The organism is Paenibacillus sp. G34 (assembly GCF_056856875.1).
In genome coordinates this window covers 186855-203928 of sequence record NZ_CM166469.1, presented here as the reverse complement: position 1 = coordinate 203928, position 17074 = coordinate 186855, and the positions used below count along the sequence as shown (strand labels likewise).

At 45.2% G+C, this 17074-nt stretch carries 16 protein-coding genes and 1 other RNA gene; 2 read left to right on the top strand and 15 right to left on the bottom strand.

Annotated elements, in window-relative coordinates; all coding sequences use genetic code 11:
* Positions 1 to 14: 14 nt before the first annotated feature.
* Positions 15 to 194 (bottom strand): class II lanthipeptide, LchA2/BrtA2 family, encoded by a 180-nt coding sequence (locus AC1VYS_RS00985; RefSeq protein WP_441929115.1) that lies wholly within the window; start codon positions 192 to 194, stop codon positions 15 to 17.
* Between the two features lie 222 nt (positions 195 to 416).
* Positions 417 to 1034 (bottom strand): response regulator transcription factor, encoded by a 618-nt coding sequence (locus AC1VYS_RS00980; RefSeq protein WP_482912642.1) that lies wholly within the window; start codon positions 1032 to 1034, stop codon positions 417 to 419.
* A 550-nt stretch (positions 1035 to 1584) separates the two neighbouring features.
* On the opposite strand from AC1VYS_RS00980, the gene AC1VYS_RS00975 reads away from it, so the two are divergent.
* A complete protein-coding gene (locus AC1VYS_RS00975; RefSeq protein WP_482912641.1) occupies positions 1585 to 1890 on the top strand; it encodes a hypothetical protein in 306 nt (101 codons plus the stop codon).
* A gap of 42 nt (positions 1891 to 1932) precedes the next feature.
* Complete coding sequence (locus tag AC1VYS_RS00970; protein WP_482912640.1) at positions 1933 to 2223, top strand: transporter; 291 nt, start codon at positions 1933 to 1935, stop codon at positions 2221 to 2223.
* Between the two features lie 163 nt (positions 2224 to 2386).
* Here the strand turns inward: AC1VYS_RS00970 and AC1VYS_RS00965 are convergent, their stop codons facing one another.
* From AC1VYS_RS00965 to AC1VYS_RS00905, 13 genes are all read right to left on the bottom strand, one after another.
* Positions 2387 to 2959, bottom strand: coding sequence for an ATPase (locus tag AC1VYS_RS00965; RefSeq protein ID WP_482912639.1), 573 nt, complete (start codon positions 2957 to 2959; stop codon positions 2387 to 2389).
* Positions 2952 to 3149, bottom strand: a complete 198-nt coding sequence (locus AC1VYS_RS00960; RefSeq protein ID WP_482912638.1) for a hypothetical protein — start codon at positions 3147 to 3149, stop codon at positions 2952 to 2954. Before AC1VYS_RS00960 ends, AC1VYS_RS00965 begins: the two co-directional genes overlap by 8 nt.
* A gap of 93 nt (positions 3150 to 3242) precedes the next feature.
* Positions 3243 to 3893: a hypothetical protein gene (locus AC1VYS_RS00955; protein ID WP_482912637.1), complete on the bottom strand. Its 651-nt coding sequence runs from the start codon at positions 3891 to 3893 to the stop codon at positions 3243 to 3245.
* A 109-nt stretch (positions 3894 to 4002) separates the two neighbouring features.
* Positions 4003 to 4367, bottom strand: a transfer-messenger RNA (tmRNA) gene (gene ssrA / locus AC1VYS_RS00950).
* Positions 4368 to 4861: 494 nt separating this feature from the next.
* Positions 4862 to 5344 (bottom strand): SsrA-binding protein SmpB, encoded by a 483-nt coding sequence (gene smpB, locus AC1VYS_RS00945; RefSeq protein WP_090924803.1) that lies wholly within the window; start codon positions 5342 to 5344, stop codon positions 4862 to 4864.
* 274 nt (positions 5345 to 5618) lie between these two features.
* Complete coding sequence (rnr, locus tag AC1VYS_RS00940; RefSeq protein ID WP_482912636.1) at positions 5619 to 8429, bottom strand: ribonuclease R; 2811 nt, start codon at positions 8427 to 8429, stop codon at positions 5619 to 5621.
* A gap of 586 nt (positions 8430 to 9015) precedes the next feature.
* Entirely contained in the window at positions 9016 to 9249 is a 234-nt protein-coding gene (gene secG, locus AC1VYS_RS00935) for a preprotein translocase subunit SecG (RefSeq protein ID WP_090924801.1), read from the bottom strand.
* Positions 9250 to 9484: 235 nt separating this feature from the next.
* On the bottom strand, positions 9485 to 10771 hold the full coding sequence (eno, locus tag AC1VYS_RS00930; RefSeq protein ID WP_123066178.1) for a phosphopyruvate hydratase: 1287 nt from the start codon (positions 10769 to 10771) through the stop codon (positions 9485 to 9487).
* Positions 10772 to 11010: 239 nt separating this feature from the next.
* Entirely contained in the window at positions 11011 to 12555 is a 1545-nt protein-coding gene (gene gpmI / locus AC1VYS_RS00925; protein ID WP_482912635.1) for a 2,3-bisphosphoglycerate-independent phosphoglycerate mutase, read from the bottom strand.
* Between the two features lies 1 nt (position 12556).
* Positions 12557 to 13309 carry a triose-phosphate isomerase gene (tpiA, locus tag AC1VYS_RS00920; RefSeq protein ID WP_154891554.1) on the bottom strand — a complete coding sequence of 251 codons (753 nt, stop codon included), beginning with the start codon at positions 13307 to 13309 and terminating at the stop codon, positions 12557 to 12559.
* Positions 13310 to 13342: 33 nt separating this feature from the next.
* On the bottom strand, positions 13343 to 14524 hold the full coding sequence (locus tag AC1VYS_RS00915) for a phosphoglycerate kinase (RefSeq protein WP_251510953.1): 1182 nt from the start codon (positions 14522 to 14524) through the stop codon (positions 13343 to 13345).
* A gap of 149 nt (positions 14525 to 14673) precedes the next feature.
* Complete coding sequence (gap, locus tag AC1VYS_RS00910) at positions 14674 to 15681, bottom strand: type I glyceraldehyde-3-phosphate dehydrogenase (protein WP_056695277.1); 1008 nt, start codon at positions 15679 to 15681, stop codon at positions 14674 to 14676.
* Between the two features lie 125 nt (positions 15682 to 15806).
* Positions 15807 to 16832 carry a sugar-binding transcriptional regulator gene (locus AC1VYS_RS00905; protein ID WP_482912634.1) on the bottom strand — a complete coding sequence of 342 codons (1026 nt, stop codon included), beginning with the start codon at positions 16830 to 16832 and terminating at the stop codon, positions 15807 to 15809.
* Positions 16833 to 17074 lie beyond the last annotated feature (242 nt).

The following is a 17074-nucleotide window of genomic DNA, read 5'->3' as shown; positions in this document are numbered from 1 at the left end:
TTAAATCAATACCATTAGCATCTTGAAGAACATGATGTTGTCGGGCAAGAATTAGCAGAATCTGTGATCGTCCAAATGACTACTGGTGGTACAATGGCGCAAGGCCAAGAAGAAGCAACTTGTACTTCTGTGGCACCCGACAATTCCATCAATTCTTGTTCATTAATCTCACCTATCATTTCCAATGCCTTCATAGATTGTCACCTCCTTTCATCGATCTAACCATTGCTATCAGCAGCATCCTGTTACATTTATGTTATTCTAAAATGGTTTTATCGCCCATCCGTAAATACCACATTTTCCCATGTGGTTATCCTTGTAATTATCCATGTGGTTTTCCTTATGGTCGAATCTGCGAACAAAAAAAGCCGAAAACCAAGACAGTTCATGTCTCAGATTTCGGTTAATATTATGAATTAAAGTGAAGCAGTTTGAAAGTATTTGCAAACGGCTTCTGCTCGATTACGTACGTCAAGCTTTCGGTATATTTTGTTCAGATGTGTCTCTACCGTACGGACACTTAAATGTATGGTTTGTGCTATCTCTGTATTTGTCTGCCCCGCTGCCACTAGCTTCAGTACTCGTTGTTCGTTTTGAGTAAGTTTGGGCATTGATTTCTGCGATAACTGTCTTAATTCAATGTGCTCGGCAATATGAGCAGGCATAATAGAAAAACCACTCAATTGCCCTTCAAATGCAATCAGGAGTTGTTTGGCATCTGAATAAAGTGGTACGTAGCTAACAATCTGACATTTCCATAATTGATCCACCTTCAACTCACTATCTTTATCATATAAAACGATAATATGATCGACAATTCCATTGCTTTTCCACTTTGCCAGTTTGGAGGCATGCCGATAAGCAATCGAATCTTGCAATAGCAAAATATCAGGCTTTATCCGTTCAACGGCATCTGTTTCTAATCCATTGCTGATTACTACATCCTCAATAAATTCAAATTGTTCAATAATATGCTTAAGGCCAAATATAATGGAATCATAGTTCATGATAATTTTGACGACTTTTTTTTCCATCTGCAACGACATCTGTTGCACATCTATTGTCATAGGCCATGAAGCGAGGATGGGCAACAATTTAAATGGTTGCTTCCAATACTCACTTTGTTCCGCCCTATAGAATGATTCATACCATATACGTCATGAGATTCAGAAGATTTCGCAGTTACAAGGATAGAGGCGAGTAGTAGCAACAACTTATCCAGGCTGTTACCCCACACTAACGATAACTTTTTCAAGTTCATCTGTCATTCACTCCATTCAATTTTACTTCACTGCCTATCTATCAAATTGTACCGAGACACTTACCCCCTATCCCCCTTTTATATAGAAATCTTTATGTTTTTTTCTCACATTATACCATAAAAAGTTGTAATTTGTCATCTTTGTGAACGTTTTTTCTCACGCCAATGAGTTGTTTTATGACTTTTTGCTAGAGTTTTGATATCTGTTAGGCAAACTACTGTTATTATTCCTTTTGTCGAAATGGCAGCATAGACCGTCACTCCCCTATAGGCTTCTGCATAGAATGCAGAAAATGAACGAATTTAAATTGGAGGTCATGACCATGAACTTGCAACTGCAGGGGCAACAAGAACAAACATTGTTTCGAATGGATCCAACCACTATGAATAACTTAAAATCCATTCAAGACCATGTAACAAATATATGTAAAAACCATGTTAACGCACTTGTTCGGGTAGAGACAGCAGATGGCGATGTTTTTGAAGGGTTACTCATCTACTGCGAAAGGGGAATTTTATACTTAAAACTACCAAGCCCTATGACTAATCGAGGCTTTGTGCCCGGTTTTCAAAATGATGTCGTATTACCCCTAGTGCTATTCAATTTACTTGCCATTTCATTATTATAGGCCTGACCCAATCCCAATCCTATCATTAAGGAGTGAAATCTTATGGCATTCATGCCGCCGCAAGGACCACAAGGAACACAGCAGCCACCATCCTCTCCTCCTCCACAATTCACACCACCGCAACCCGCTGCTACAACATTCGCCATCGACCCCGGAGCTATTGCCGGTTGTTTGTTCCGCAACACATATGTATGGCTAAGAAATGGGAACGCGTTCTGGTTCTTCCCAACCTTTGTAGGGCGTACATCCGTTGCAGGTTTTAGATGGACCGGTCGAAGATGGGTGTTTACCGGAGTCGATCTAAGAAGCATCGTGTCATTTACATGTTTTTAGAGAAGAAGATAGTATCCCCTTTTAAAATCACCAGAAAAAAAAGCACCCTCTTGGGTGCTTTTTCTAATACTGCTAATGGAGGCGAGGGGAGTAGAACCCTGTCCGAAGATAACGACACATAAGCTTCTACGGGTGTAGTCACAGTTTTGATGTCACCCGAGTATCAGTAACCAATAAGAACAGGATTAGCCCAAGCAGGTACGGACTCAACACAATAGATCAAATTACTCTGTATGATTTCTGCAACAATTAAAGGCTCGTATGTATTATCAATGATGATAACCTGATCTGCGATGGCTAGAGCCGGTTTAAGGTTCTTCAATGATTGAACATATCGATAACGGATGTCTTCTTCTGCAATCCAATGTCCACCTTGTTCAACGCGAGAGGCAACACGATCTATATGCATTTGAACGTCCTCGAGGCCGATATAGTAAACAACAATTTCATAATTGTTTTCTTTTGCAATTTGCATGTGTTTTAAAACAAACGATCCAGACAATGTCGTTTCAATAGCGAAGTTTTTACCACTTTTAATGAGAGATCGGATTCTTTTTACAGCTTCCCTGCCAGCAGACAGGTCAGCACTACGCGGATTCTCTGGCTTCAACTCTCTTGCAATTTGATCCGGATCAACCAGTTCACCAAGCCACTCTCTCATTTGCATGCTGAGTGTACTTTTCCCTGCTCCATTGGTTCCAGCAAACACATTCATGACTGGTCTGGTCTCACTCATGATACTCAAACTCCTGGCGTTTCCCAGCAGCATCAAATATAATTTCGAATTTATTGCCTTCAGCATCCTCACGAACGCGTTTGTTGTTCTTTATATAATAAATAGAGGCACCTGATTCTTTAGCTTGTTTCCGTGCATGTTGATTGGCTTTTTTTAAGATTTCTTGGAGCTGTTCTCGAGTTTCAAACATCTGGAGTCCCCCAATCTAGATTTATGCTTATTATATCATAAACAGAAAAACCACCAACCAGAACACTGGTTGATGGTATTAAAGCTAAAATAGTTATCCATTTTTTCTTTCATCTAATTCATAAATCGTTGTATTCTCTTTTCGTGTAAATTTCGCTTGCATTTCCTCATTCTTTTTCCATTTTTTAATTAGTTCTTTTGAGTAATTCCAATAATTTTTCACTTCCTCTGCTTGAAAAACTCGATGGCCATTAATCCATATTTCAGGACGTATCTCTTTATTATCATTTATTAAAAGAAGTGCCCTCTCAGGTGAACTACTAAGTCGATAACTTATAGTGAATCCCCTAGATTTCTTCCTTAAATTATCAACTTCTCTCCATGCTTCAATGTTAAAATAGGTGAAATGACTTCGCTCCTCAGAATGAGTGTAACAATCGCCACACCCTTCACAAGTTAACTCAATTGCATTGTCATTTTTATAACTTAGTCCAGTGCAAATCCTAAATTTATATGTTTTATTGCACTTATTGCATAACAAGCATTCATCAGCTACTTCTTTTAATATATTCAAAAAGTCAACAATTCTCTGCTGTGTAAAGTCTGTTCCATTATCAGTAGTTAACTTTCGTATCAATTCAGTTTGAAATTTGAATAACGAGAATAATGATCCTCCCTTGACTATTTCTCTAACTAAATTCTTATAATCTGAAATGTGTATATGGTTTTCCTTCTTAATATTCATTAAGGTCAATGTCCTCACTCCAAATCTATTAATATAGTGATTAGTATTACCAGAATAATAGATTGATATACAAAAACGGCCACCAAATGGTGGCCGTCGCTGACACTGCTAATGGAGGCGAGGGGAGTCGAACCCCTGTCCGAAGATAACGACACATAAGCTTCTACGGGTGTAGTCACAGTTTTGATGTCACCCGAGTATCGCCCCGTAACCGGCTATACGTTGGGTCAGCCTGATTGTCTTCTTCAGCACACCCCAGGCGGAGATGTGACAGCGTATCCCACTACTTGTTAGCCCCTAGTCCTGTCACATGGGCGATGCAGGGTAGAAGCACGCACACAGTTTCTTAGGCTGCGAAAGCGTAGTTTGTTTGTTGTTTGCCGTTTAATAGGCTTTAGCGTTGATGAAGCGGACGCGTCCCCACTACCCGCTACCCATGCTCGAACTATCCCCGTCGAATCCATAAACGCCCCCTCATATAAGAAGGGCTCCAGGATTAATCCGTGAATACGGAGCAAAGGTGCTGCACATCTAATCCCTCCAAGGTGAAAAGATGTTTCTTACATACTCGGCATTCCTGTCTGCTACATGAATAATCATATCACAGCACGAATCACCGATATAGTGCAGATTGCTGGAAAGCAATCCAGTGTACTGAGCGCAGATGAAAGGTTATCCAAACTAGCCAACTAACCCTGCCATCAGGCTCAATCGTCTACATATTATACCGCGTGACTCATCGGAAGTAAAGTTTACCCAGCTACAACCGTCGGTTTTATTAATTTACCCATCCTCAAGCAAACTTACGCAACCTACATAATAAAAAAGCCTCACACTCACCCATACATAGGCAAACTGCAAGACTTTTTCAATATACTCCGCCATCGACGAGCTGGGCCGTAAGCAGCTTTCATCCCTACACCATTGCGAATGAACGCAAATGAACGTTAGCGAAACCTAATTCCCTCTTAACGCGCAACCTTTTGCTTCTCGCGCAGTGCACGTTGGATGTCACGTTGAGCATCCCGCTTCGCGGCAGTGTCACGTTTATCATACTGCTTCTTACCTTTACCCAAGCCAAGTAGCAGCTTCGCGTAGCCATTACGAATATAAATTTTCAGCGGCACAATGCTGTATCCATCCTGCTTGGACAACCCAAGTAGCTTATGAATTTGCACCTTATGCATTAACAATTTACGTGTACGTGTTGGATCGAGCGGATTATGCCGGTTGCCTTGTTCAAAAGGACTAATATGCATATTGTGAATATGAATCTCACCGTTACGAATCGTTGCAAATGAGTCTCCGATGTTCGCACGACCATTACGAATCGACTTGATCTCCGTGCCGGTCAGCACCATGCCCGCTTCATACGTATCTTCAATGAAGTAGTCATGGGAAGCCTTTTTGTTCTGTGCAAGCACTTTATTCTGCCCATCATTCTTGCCCATGTCCTCACTCCTTCTTCGTAAAATTATCCCGTACCATGCTGAATCAGCATAGCATTCATGTTGCACCACAACACCTGTGCCAGACTTTAATTGTAGCAAGGACAGCTGTTAAAATCAAGAAAGAGGCGGCCTCAGCCGCCCCTCTCATTACCCTTTTCAGCTGGCGCGAAACAGCATCTCACATCGATGGTTTAAAGACCAAGGTACACATTCGCCTCCATCAATTTCCGTCATGAGTATTATTTCGCGTGTTAGGGCGTTTCTGGCTTCTCACTCACTTCTTTTTCTTCCGAACAAAAGCCGCTGTCCCGCTCCCAGCTCCGCCTTTGTTTTTCTTGCGTTTGCGACGTGGTGCTCCACCTTCTTGGGCGCCACCCGGTGTAGCATTTTCCCCGATGAAAATACCGCTAGGCGATGTATTCTTACGCTTACCTCCGCCTTTGCCACCTTTACCGCTGCCGCCACCCTTGCCTGATTTGAAGCTTCCTTCTCCGCGGCTGCTACCGTTCAGGCTACTTCCTTGGCTACGTTCACCTGATCCACTATCCTGACCCGCTGGGGCTGAGCTATATCCGCCTTTACCCGAGCCGAAACCAAAGCTCACCGCACCTTTGCCACGGCTGCTCGAAGCACCCGATCCAGCTTCACTCGCACGACGCTCACCTTTCGGTCTGCTGCTGCCTTTACCAGCAAACCCACCCGCTGATGAGCCTGCATTTGCTCCGGCATTGGACGCTCCGCCACGCCCACCGCGAGCACCTTTGCCACTCTCTTCCGCCGATCGGCCACCGCGATCACGTTTACCGCCTGCACCAGCGCTACCGCCTTTGCCGCCACGGCCTCCACCGAAGCCGCCTTTAGCTCCGCCTCGTCCACCGCCGCTTGCCGGACGACCACCTTTACCACCGCGACCCCCACGGTCAAAGCCGCCATCACGTTCTCTGCGAGGTTTCATATCGACCATCTCAAAATCAATCGTATACTCTTCCATGCTCACACGTGCCACACGAATTTTCACTTCGTCACCGATACGGAATACTTTCGAGGTACGCTCCCCAATCAATGCCATATGTTGGTCATCAAAATGGTAATAGTCATCTGTCAGCGCGCTGAGGCGAATCAAACCTTCTACAGTGTTCTCCAGCTCAATAAACATACCGAAGCTGGTTACACTGCTGATCATGCCATCGAATTCTTCGCCAACCTTGTCGAGCATATACTCAGCTTTTTTCATTTTTTCGGTATCCCGCTCAGCCTCAACTGCCACACGCTCACGTTCCGAAGACTGTTGCGCGATATCTGACATCCGGCTTGCCAAATACTCCTGACGGTTCTCAGGTAAAGCTCCTTTGTTCTCAATCACTTCACGAATGACCCGGTGAATAACCAGATCGGGATAACGACGAATCGGTGATGTAAAGTGACTATAGAATTCAGCAGCCAGACCAAAGTGACCTGACATTTCCGAATCATATTTCGCCTGTTTCATGGAACGTAGCATCATCGTGCTAATGACCGTCTGTTCTTTCGTACCGTTAATATCCTCCAGCAGCGATTGAAGCGCTCTTGGATGAATGGCGTTGCCACGTCCTTTGACTTGGTGTCCAAAATTCGCCGCAAAGGCGAGGAAATTTTGCAGTTTTTCCTGATCTGGGTCTTCATGCACACGATAGATGAACGGCACTTTGAGCCAGTGGAAATGCTCTGCTACAGTCTCATTGGCTGCAAGCATGAACTCTTCAATGATTTGTTCTGCAATGGAACGCTCCCGTTTCACGATATCGACCGGTTTGCAGTTCTCATCTACAATGATTTTGGACTCTTCAAAATCAAAGTCAACCGCCCCGCGGCGCATACGCATCGCACGTAGCTTCAAGGCAATCTCTTGCATCAGGTGGAAATCATCCACCAAGTCTTTATAACGTTCAAGCAACTCCGGCTCTTCGCCTTCAAGGATTTTGCGTACGTTCGTATAAGTCATACGTTCCTTCGTCTTAATGACACTTGTGAAAATGTCATGTTTCACAACCTTCATCTGGTCGTTGAATTCCATCTCACAAGACAACGTCAGACGATCCACCTGTGGGTGCAAACTACAGATTCCGTTCGACAGACGTTGTGGCAGCATCGGAATAACCCGGTCAACGAGATACACACTGCATCCGCGATTATATGCTTCCTGATCCAGTTTGGAGTTCTCACGCACATAGTAACCTACATCGGCAATATGCACGCCCAGACGGTAGTTGCCGTTCGGTAGTTTTTCCACGTTAACCGCATCATCCAGATCTTTCGCATCCTCACCATCAATCGTTACGATGTTCAGACCACGCAAGTCGCGACGTCCTTGCTGGATAATCTCTTCATCTGTGATGGAATCCGGTGCTTTTTCCGCTTCTTGCATCACTTCATCCGGGAAAGCTTCAGGCAGCTGATGCTTGCGAATGACCGATAAAATATCAATACCCGGCTCATCCTTGTGACCCAGAATCTCAATAATTTCACCCTCAGCGGCTGCACGGCCTTCTGGGTAACTGACAATCTTGGCAACAACCTTCTGACCATCTACTGCACCAGCAAAATTCGTACGTGGAATGAAAATATCACGATTAATCCGTTTATCATCCGGAATTACAAATCCGTACACTTCGTGGCTCTGAAAAACACCCACTACCTGTGTAATCGCACGCGTCACAATCCGTACAATTTCACCCTCCAGCCGTCCACCGGACGGTCCTTGGGACGTCACTTTAACGAGTACGATGTCGCCATTCATTGCACTTTTCATATCATTCGCATGGATATATACATCCGGGTGCTCGCGATCCTCTGGAATCAAAAAGGCGAAACCTTTCGCATGTGCCTGTAGACGTCCTCGCACCAGATTCATACGCTCTGGCATCCCATAGCGATTGTTACTGGTCAGCAAAATTTGGCCGGATTCCTCCAGCGTATTTAACATAATCAAAAAGGCTCTGAAATCAGCAGCATCCTCAATCTGAAAGTGCTGTTCCAACTCCTGATAGGTCATCGGTTTATAAGCGGTCTCCCGCATGAAGTCAAGCAATTGTTGTTCGGTTATCATTAGTTTTCACCTCGGGAAACGTAAGAGTATAGTCTGATTTCATCTCTTTATGTATCGGAATTTGTGCCGTATTCATGCAGGTACGTTGTAGTCACCATGTAGTAAAATGCGATAATTACCGCGCCCTTACTATCTCATACCCTAGTATACACGAATTCAATCCAGCCCATCCGTAAGCTTCACAAAAAAGCATCTTAGTCTGTAATCGCTGGCAATCAGCCACATGAATGTTCTCTTTCAGACAGTTTATGCAGCAACTGATATACCCGATCTAATCTGGATCAGCTTTTTCTAAAGCAAACTACAATAAAAGTAAATGTAATTAAGATACACAAGACAGATCACTACAGATATGCCAGCTTTACTCGGGATACACACAGATATATAGAAGGGGGATTTAAACAGAAGTAAATACATACCAAGTACCATCAGGTACATGAAGGATTTTAGTAGCAGAACGGTTTTAAACACTGGTAAACTTTGGATGAATAAAATTCTATTAAAAAACCTCCGTTTCTGCACGAAACGAAGGTTTATCCGTTAAGCCATTGGCTTCAGCTATTCGGTTTCTTGCTGTAACTGTAAGTTACTTCGAAACGATCGTAACAATAACAGCCAAGATCATAAATCCTGCACCCAGTACCACCGTTGCACGTTGCAAGAAAAGATCCAATCCGCGCGCTTTCGTTTTACCGAAAAGATGTTCCGCACCACCGGAGATGGCACCCGCCAAACCAGCGCTTTTCCCGTGCTGCAGCAATACTACAGTGATTAGACCGATCGAGAAAACAACGAGCAGCAATTTCAAAGCAATATCCATTCTTTCCACCTCCTACCCATGTGGGCATAACATCTGACCATAAAAACAGTTACTTTAATTGTAGCATAGCTATAGGCGTGATACAAGTAGTACACCGCACCCTATTTCCCTTAAATTTCAAAATTGGACACCAAGTATTCATATATCTAATACATCCAAACTGTACAGCACCATATATGATCATAAAAAAAGACAAGCCGGTTACCCGGCTTGCCCGAAAAGCTGTATGCACAGCTTATTTTTTGAGGTTGTAGAATCCTTTAAGACCATTGTATTGAGCAAGCTCATCCAATTGATCTTCGATGCGAAGCAATTGGTTGTATTTTGCGATACGGTCTGTACGGGAAGGAGCACCCGTTTTGATTTGACCCGCGTTTGTTGCAACAGCGATGTCAGCGATTGTGCTGTCTTCGGACTCACCGGAACGGTGGGAGATAACAGCTGTGTATCCTGCACGTTTAGCCATTTCGATTGCATCGAATGTTTCAGTCAATGTACCGATTTGGTTTACTTTGATCAGGATGGAGTTACCGATACCTTGCTCGATACCTCTAGCAAGACGCTCTGTGTTCGTTACGAACAAGTCGTCACCAACGAGTTGTACTTTGTCACCCAATTTTTCAGTGAGCAATTTCCAACCATCCCAGTCATCTTCGGACATACCGTCTTCAATCGTGATGATTGGGTATTTCTCAACCCATGAAGCCAGAAGGTCAACATACTCAGCGGATGTGTAAGATTTACCTTCACCAGCCAAAGTGTATTTACCATCTTTGTAGAACTCAGTGGAAGCAACGTCCATACCCAAGAATACGTCAACACCTGGTTTGTAACCAGCTTTTTCGATTGCTTCGATGATTGTAGTGATTGCTTCTTCGTTAGAACCCAGGTTTGGTGCGAAACCACCTTCGTCACCTACAGCTGTGTTCAAACCTTTGGAGCTCAATACGGATTTCAGGTTGTGGAAGATCTCTGCGCCTACGCGAAGAGCTTCTTTGAAGCTTGGTGCGCCAACTGGCAATACCATGAACTCTTGTACGTCGATGTTGTTGTCCGCGTGCTCACCACCGTTGATGATGTTCATCATTGGTACTGGCAATGCTTTCGCGTTGAATCCGCCCAGGTAAACATACAGTGGCAATTCCAGAGCGTCAGCAGCAGCGCGAGCTACAGCCATGGATACTGCCAGGATTGCGTTTGCGCCCAATTTACCTTTGTTTGGCGTACCATCCAAAGCGATCATCAATTTGTCGATACCCAGTTGATCCAACGCATCCATGCCGATAACTTCTGGAGCGATGATTTCATTTACGTTTTTAACAGCTTGCAGAACGCCTTTACCGAGGTAACGGGATTTGTCACCATCGCGAAGCTCAACTGCTTCGTGGGCACCAGTGGATGCACCAGATGGAACGATTGCGCGTCCGATTGCGCCGGACTCCAGGTATACTTCAACTTCAACTGTAGGGTTACCGCGGGAGTCGAGGACTTCGCGAGCGTACACGTCAGAAATAATAGTCATGAGTGATAATCTCCTTTTAATTTGGAATTTATTTTAATACGTTCAGAATAGGTGAGTTTCACCAAGCCACTCCGCATGCAGTACCATCTTCCGATCGCTGTTATCCCCTGATTCCTTTGAACTTATTTTCATAAGTTGGAATCCTGTGATAAAGGCGAACGCTAACGCTTCTTCAGATCGGTTCTGCCCGCTTCGTTCCAGGTTCCACTCTGTCTTATTCGACAACCTATTAAAACGAATTACTTACGGGTAGCAATAACGGATGTTCCCGTCATTTCTTCCGGTTGTGGCAATTGCATCAGGTCAAGAATCGTTGGCGCGATATCGGCCAATATTCCACCTTCACGAAGCGTTACATTGGAATCAGTCACGATAAATGGAACCGGGTTCGTGGTATGAGCTGTGAACGGACGTCCTTGCTCATCAAACACCATATCCGCGTTACCATGATCCGCAGTGATCAGCACCACGCCGCCTTTGGCAAGTACCGCGTCTACAACGCGACCCATGCACTCATCCGTCACTTCAACCGCTTTGATCGTTGGCTCCAGCATGCCGGAGTGTCCAACCATGTCAGGGTTAGCAAAGTTCAGGATAATTGCGTCATGTTTATCCGCTTCAATCTCACGGACTGCTGCATCGGCTACTTCATAAGCGCTCATCTCTGGTTGCAGGTCATACGTTGCCACCTTAGGTGAGTTAATCAGCACGCGAGTTTCGCCCGGAAGCTCTACATCACGGCCGCCGCTGAAGAAGAAGGTTACGTGCGGGTATTTCTCCGTTTCTGCAATACGCAGTTGTTTTTTGTTGTTCTGTACCAGCACTTCACCCAGCGTATTGTCGAGGTTTTTAGGCGAGTAAGCCACATAACCTTCAACCGTTTCGCTGAACAACGTCAGGCACACAAAGTGCAAGCCTACAGGGAACTTCGGCCCACGATCGAAACCGCGGAAATCGGAGTTCGTGAATACTTGCGACAACTGGATTGCACGGTCAGGACGGAAGTTCAGGAAGATAACGGAATCGCCACTCTCTACCAGACCTACCGGCTCACCATCCGCTTGAACGATAACCGTTGGTTCAACGAACTCGTCAAATACGGATTTCTCATACGATTCTTCAACCGCTTTGAGTGGATCAGTGTATTTCGGTCCATCGCCGTAAACGATAGCGCGGTAGGATTTCTCCACACGCTCCCAGCGTTTGTCACGGTCCATAGCATAATAGCGGCCTTGAACCGTTGCGATTTTACCTACACCCACTTCATCAATCTTAGCGATCAGCTTCTGCATGAAGTCTTTACCGCTGTCCGGCATAACGTCACGGCCATCCAGGAAGGCATGAATATATACTTCATTCATTTCTTCTTTTTTGGCCAGATCCAGCATCGCGAACAAGTGGTCGATGTGACTATGTACGCCACCATCGGACAACAAGCCGTAGAGATGAAGCTTTTTACCGTTCTGTTTCGCTTCGCGCACCGCTTTGACAAGTGTTTCATTGTCGTAGAACTCGCCGTCACGAATCGATTTGGAGATACGGGTCAAATCCTGATATACGATCCGGCCGGCACCAATGTTCAAGTGACCTACCTCGGAGTTCCCCATTTGGCCTTCTGGCAAACCTACAGCCTCACCGCACGCAGTCAAAGTTGTATGTGGGAACTGGCTCATATAACGGTCATAGTTCGGTTTTTTGGCTTGCGCTACCGCATTGCCTTCCACCGTGTTACGCAGACCGAAGCCATCCATAATGATCAGTGCTACAGGTTTTGGAGCTGTCATCTTACTTCGCCCCCTCAACAAGCGCGATGAACGAAGCCGGCTGCAAGCTGGCACCGCCAACAAGTGCGCCGTCGATGTCGCTTTGTCCGAGGTATTCTGTTACGTTTTCCGGTTTCACGCTGCCGCCGTATTGAATACGAACTGCATCTGCAACCTGCTCGTTGTACAGATCCTTCACCAATGTACGGATGTAAGCAATAACTTCATTCGCATCTTGAGATGTGGAGGATTTGCCTGTACCAATCGCCCAGATTGGCTCATAAGCGATAACGACTTGTGCCGCTTGCTCTGCAGTCAGACCAGCGAAAGCCGCTTCGGTTTGCACTTTGCATACGTCTTTTGTTTGGTTTGCTTCGCGCTCTTCAAGCGTTTCACCAAGGCAGAAGATTGGAGTCAATCCATGACGGAATGCTGCATGCAACTTTTTATTGACAGTCTCATCGGTTTCCGCAAAATACTGACGGCGCTCCGAGTGACCGATAATCACGTAATCAACACCCAGTTCCTTCAGCATGATCCCGCTGATTTCACCAGTGAATGCGCCGTTGTCTTCAAAGTGAAGATTTTGTGCACCGATTTTGATGTTAGTGCCTTTCACAGCTTCTACCAGGGATGGCAGGTTTGTAAAAGGTGCGCAGATTACTGTTTCTACGCCTGCGACTTCCGCTTTTCCTTTAACTTCCTGAATGAAGTCATTGGATTCGGAAACCGTTTTGAACATTTTCCAGTTACCCGCGATAATTGGTGTTCTCATTGGTCTCAACTCCTTCATGCTATAGCTTAAAGCTTACTTGTCGTTCAATGCAACTACGCCTGGAAGCACTTTGCCTTCCATGAACTCGAGCGATGCACCGCCACCTGTAGAGATGTGGTCCATTTTGTCAGCCAATTTGAACTTCTCAGCTGCTGCTGCAGAGTCACCACCACCGATTACGGTGTATGCAGATGTTGTAGCGCAAGCTTCTGCCACTGCACGAGTACCGTGGGAGAATGGCTCGATTTCAAATACGCCCATAGGTCCGTTCCATACAACCAGTTTGGAGTTTTTAACTACGTCAGCGTAGATCTCACGTGTTTTAGGACCGATGTCGATACCTTCCCAATCTGCAGGAATGTCGCCAACTTCAACGATTTTTGTGTTTGCGTTCGCACTAAAGTCGTCAGAGATTACGATATCCACTGGCAGGTAGAAGTTTTTGCCCAGTTTTTTTGCTTTTTCGATAAAGCCCAGTGCTACATCCAATTTGGACTCATCCAGCAGGGATTGACCTACTTCGTGGCCTTGAGCCTTCATGAATGTGTAAGACAAACCACCACCGATGATTACGTTGTCTGCAATGTTCAGCAGGTTGTCGATCACATCGATTTTGTCTTTTACTTTGGAACCACCGATGATTGCTGTGAAAGGACGCTCAGGGTTGGAAATAGCTTTACCCAACACATCAAGCTCTTTTTCCATCAACAAACCGGACACTGCTGGAAGCAAGTGAGCGATTCCTTCTGTCGAAGCATGTGCTCTGTGAGCTGCGCCGAATGCATCGTTAACGAATACATCAGCCAGTTCAGCAAATTGTTTTGCCAGTTCCGGATCGTTTTTCTCTTCGCCTGCGTGGAAACGAACGTTTTCAAGCAACAATACGTCGCCATCGTTCAATGCTGCGACTTGAGCTTTAACCGCTTCGCCAACGGAATCATCCGCTTTAGTAACCGGTTTACCCAGCAATTCAGACAAACGCTCCGCTGCTGGCGTCAAACGCATGGATTCTACAACTTCACCTTTTGGACGTCCCATGTGGCTCGCCAAGATCACTTTTGCACCTTTTTCGATCAGGAAGTTGATCGTAGGCAGTGTTGCACGAATACGCTTGTCATCTGTAATTTTACCATCTTCGAGCGGCACATTGAAATCTACACGGACGAATACCCGTTTACCATTCAATTCGATATCACGTACACTTTTTTTGTTCATCTCTATTTCCTCCGCACCCATGTATTTGGTGAACCTTTCAAGAGCTGAATCCCTTGTCAGTCCTGGTGTTCATGAGAAATTTACTAAATATCCATATATAAAGAGCGGAAACAATAACAATCTGTTTCCGCTCTATGTTATTACAGATATTACTTGATCATTTTTGCAAAGTGCTCCAATGTGCGAACCAATTGAGCTGTGTAGGACATTTCGTTGTCATACCAAGCTACAGTTTTAACCAGTTGTTGGTCGCCAACAGTCAGAACTTTAGTTTGAGTTGCATCAAACAGGGAACCGAAAGTGATTCCTTGGATATCGGAAGATACGATTTCGTCTTCAGTGTATCCGAAAGTTTGTGGGTCGGAAGCTTCTTTCATTACTGCGTTAACTTCTTCAGCAGTAACTTTTTTGCCCAGAACAGTTACAAGCTCAGTCAGGGAACCAGTAGCTACTGGTACACGTTGAGCCGCACCATCCAATTTACCTTGCAGTTCAGGGATAACCAGACCGATTGCTTTAGCAGCACCAGTTGTGTTAGGGATGATGTTTTCAGCTGCTGCGCGAGCACGACGGAAGTCACCTTTAGGGTGTGGAGCATCCAACGTGTTTTGGTCGCCAGTGTAAGCGTGAATTGTAGTCATCAAACCTTGAACGATTCCGAATTTGTCTTGCAGTGTTTTTGCCATAGGTGCCAGGCAGTTTGTTGTGCAAGATGCGCCGGAGATTACAGTTTCAGTACCGTCGAGAATTTCATGGTTTACGTTGTAAACGATGGTTTTCATGTCGCCAGTAGCTGGTGCGGAGATAACAACTTTCTTAGCTCCACCTTTCAAGTGTTTCTCAGCTGCTTCTTTCGTTGTGAAGAAACCAGTACATTCCAGAACGATGTCTACACCCAGGTCTCCCCAAGGCAGTTCTTCAGGGTTACGGTTAGCAAGTACTTTAACTTCTTTGCCGTTTACTTTGAAGAAACCATCATGTACTTCAACATCGCCATCGAAGCGACCTTGAGTTGTATCATATTTGAGCAAATGAGCCAGCATTTTAGCGTCAGTCAAGTCGTTGATTGCTACAACTTCAATGCCCTCTACATTTTGAATACGGCGGAATGCCAAACGACCAATACGTCCAAAACCGTTAATACCTACTTTAATCATGAGTAAGTTCCTCCCAAGTTTTGATTAGTTTTTTATGAAACTATATATTCAAGACAGACGGTGAAGTCCGTCAAGACAACAAGAGTTAAGTTTAAAAATAAACCATTTCATCTCTGGTAACGATGTTATTCCATTTCCGCAACGATGACTTCAGCCGCAGCCTCATCAATAATCAGAATATCTTCCTGCCCGAACCGCAGCACGGAATGAATGGCAGCTGCCTTGCTTTTGCCGCCCGCAATACCAATGACAACATCGGTGCGTTCAATATCCTGAAGCCGCATACCCAGTGTAAGCATGGTATGTACCACCTCACCCTGACCATTGAAGTAATACCCGAAAGACTCCGATACGGCCCCTTGCTCCTGAAGTTCGTCGATGATCTCCGGTGCAAGCTTGCGTCTCTTCGCCATCTCCACAGCATCACCAATGCCATGGATAACGATGCGTGATTGCCTGATCAGCTGTAAAATCTCCTGAACACCCGGGTCCTGGATCAGCGATTCATAGGCATGGTCACTAAGCAAATCCGGTACATGCAGGAGTTTGTACTGAGCCCCTGCCCGTTTTGCCATGGTGGATGCAATCGTATTCGCCTGTATTTCCAGGCTTTCTCCCAATCCGCCTCGTGCTGGTACAAACCAGACACCCTTCAGCGAAGTAGGTGGTGTGAGTTGTTCTGCAACACCTGCCGTTGTTGATCCGCCTGTAACGGCAACAACGTCGTTATCATTCATAATACTGCCGAGAGCCTTCGCTCCGGCTCTTCCAAGTTCCCTCTTGGCAAAAGGAGATATATCCGAATCGCCAGGAACTACAACTACCTTTTGCAGACCGTAGGCTTGCTTGATTCGTTCTTCCAGCTCGGATAATCCAAACAGCTCTTTCGCGACAGGTTCTAACTGCTGCAGCAGATTGTAACCCGCCTCGCTGATCTTCATCCCCGCACTGTCAATTTCGATAAGTCCCTGAGCCTTTAACAGATCGGTCTCAGCTCTCAGAACCCGCTCGGTCATCTGCATGGAATTCGCTAACGTTCTCCGCCCAATCACATCCGATAACATAATTTGGTGCAGAATCGTATACCGCTTTTTCAAAACATCCATGAGATCGGGCAGAAGCTGCTTTTGCACTTCTAAGATCGTTCGCATGCTTTCCACTCCCGCAAGCTTCTTGTTCCATCCAAGCTTCTATCATGGCCTCAAAATGTCCCGGGTTAACTTTTTAAGTCCCACGTTTATTCTACCTAAAACTGACGCGAGATGCAAGTGTTTCGATTGCTTATTTCGACAAGGTAGCAGGCGTTTGTACGCGCCTATTTTCACAACCTCTGTACATCGAGATAAGGAAATGAGAGTCTCACACCATATATAGAAGAAACCCCTACATAACA